The sequence below is a fragment of the Chromatocurvus halotolerans genome (assembly GCF_004340525.1).
GTDB classification, from domain to species: Bacteria; Pseudomonadota; Gammaproteobacteria; order Pseudomonadales; family Halieaceae; genus Chromatocurvus; species Chromatocurvus halotolerans.
Genome location: NZ_SLWX01000044.1, coordinates 1 through 1,266 on the forward strand (window position 1 = coordinate 1; position 1,266 = coordinate 1,266).

A 1,266-nucleotide genomic window follows, 5' to 3' on the forward strand; every position below is an offset into this window, starting at 1 on the left:
TGGAGTGGTCAAGCAATTTGTGACAACCCAGTTAAGCCGCTTTCTTCAATTCAGCCATGGCTGATTCGAAATCGTTGGGGCTGCTGTAATCCAAGGTCGAGTGCAGCCGCCGACTGTTATAAAACATGACGATGTAATCCAGAATATCCTGCTGTGCCTCTGCACGGGTCTGGTAATGTCGCCACTGCACGCGTTCCTTCTTCAAGCTGGCAAAGAAACTCTCAGCCACCGCGTTGTCCCAGCAGTCGCCCTTGCGACTCATGCTGCCCACGAAGCCATTCGATTGCAGCAGCCGACGATACGCTTTGCTCGCGTACTGGGACCCTCTGTCAGAATGAACAATCAGTCCGGCCTCAGGACGTCGCCGCCACAGAGCCATGCGTAACGCATCGGTCACCGCTTTCGTCTTCATCCGCGAACTCATGCTCCAGCCCACGACCCGGCGGCTGAACAGGTCGATAAACACCGTCAGGTATAGCCAGCCCTCCTGGGTCCAGATGTAGGTGATATCCGACACGTAAGCCTGATCCGGTTTGGCTGCGGCGAACTGCCGCTCCAGGACGTTCTCGAATACCGGCTGCTTGTGATTGCTGTTTGTCGTCACTTTGTACTTCTTCCGGTATCGGGCTTGAACGCCCGCCTCGCGCATTAGGGACCGAGCTTTGCGCCGTCCGACGGGATAACCCAATGCATTGAGCGCACGTTTCATCCGCCGCGACCCGTAGCTGTACCTGCTGGCCTCGGCAACTTCCTTCACTGCATTCAGCATGTCCAGGTGCTCTGGATCCGGCTCCCGACTTTGTTGATACAAGCAATACCGGTAATAAGCATTGCGGCTGACACCCAGTAGTCGACACATCAGGTCGACTGGCCAGGTCTTCTTGTGCTGGGTGATGAACGCGTACTTCAACGCGTTTCCTTGGCAAAGAAGACCGTTGCCTTTTTTAAGATGTCTTTCTCCATCTTCAAACGCCGCACATCTTCTCGGAGCTTTCGAATCTCAGCCTGCTCGGCGGTGAGCTTCCCATTACCGCGAAAGGCCGTGCCATCGTCCGCCTCATGCTGCTTGATCCAGCGGCACAGCATATTGGCGTTGATGCCCAAACTGCGTGCTGCTTCTGCGCGGCTGTAGCCCTGCTCAGTTACCAAGCTGATTGCATCCAGCTTAAATTCCTTCGAATACTTCTTTCTCGTGTTCATGTTGTACCGCCTCCAGTTCAGGATATTATCCTTAACTGGGTTGGTCACATCCATTGGACCACTTCA

At 54.7% G+C, this 1,266-nt stretch carries 1 protein-coding gene; it reads right to left on the bottom strand.

What is annotated here, in order from left to right; genetic code table 11:
- Positions 1-31: 31 nt before the first annotated feature.
- Positions 32-1,200, bottom strand: a protein-coding gene (locus EV688_RS17320) for an IS3 family transposase (protein ID WP_117319743.1) whose coding sequence is annotated in 2 segments (ribosomal slippage) — positions 32-951 and positions 951-1,200 — 1,170 coding nt in all. Because the reading frame shifts where the segments join, the coding sequence is not laid out codon by codon here.
- Positions 1,201-1,266: the final 66 nt, after the last annotated feature.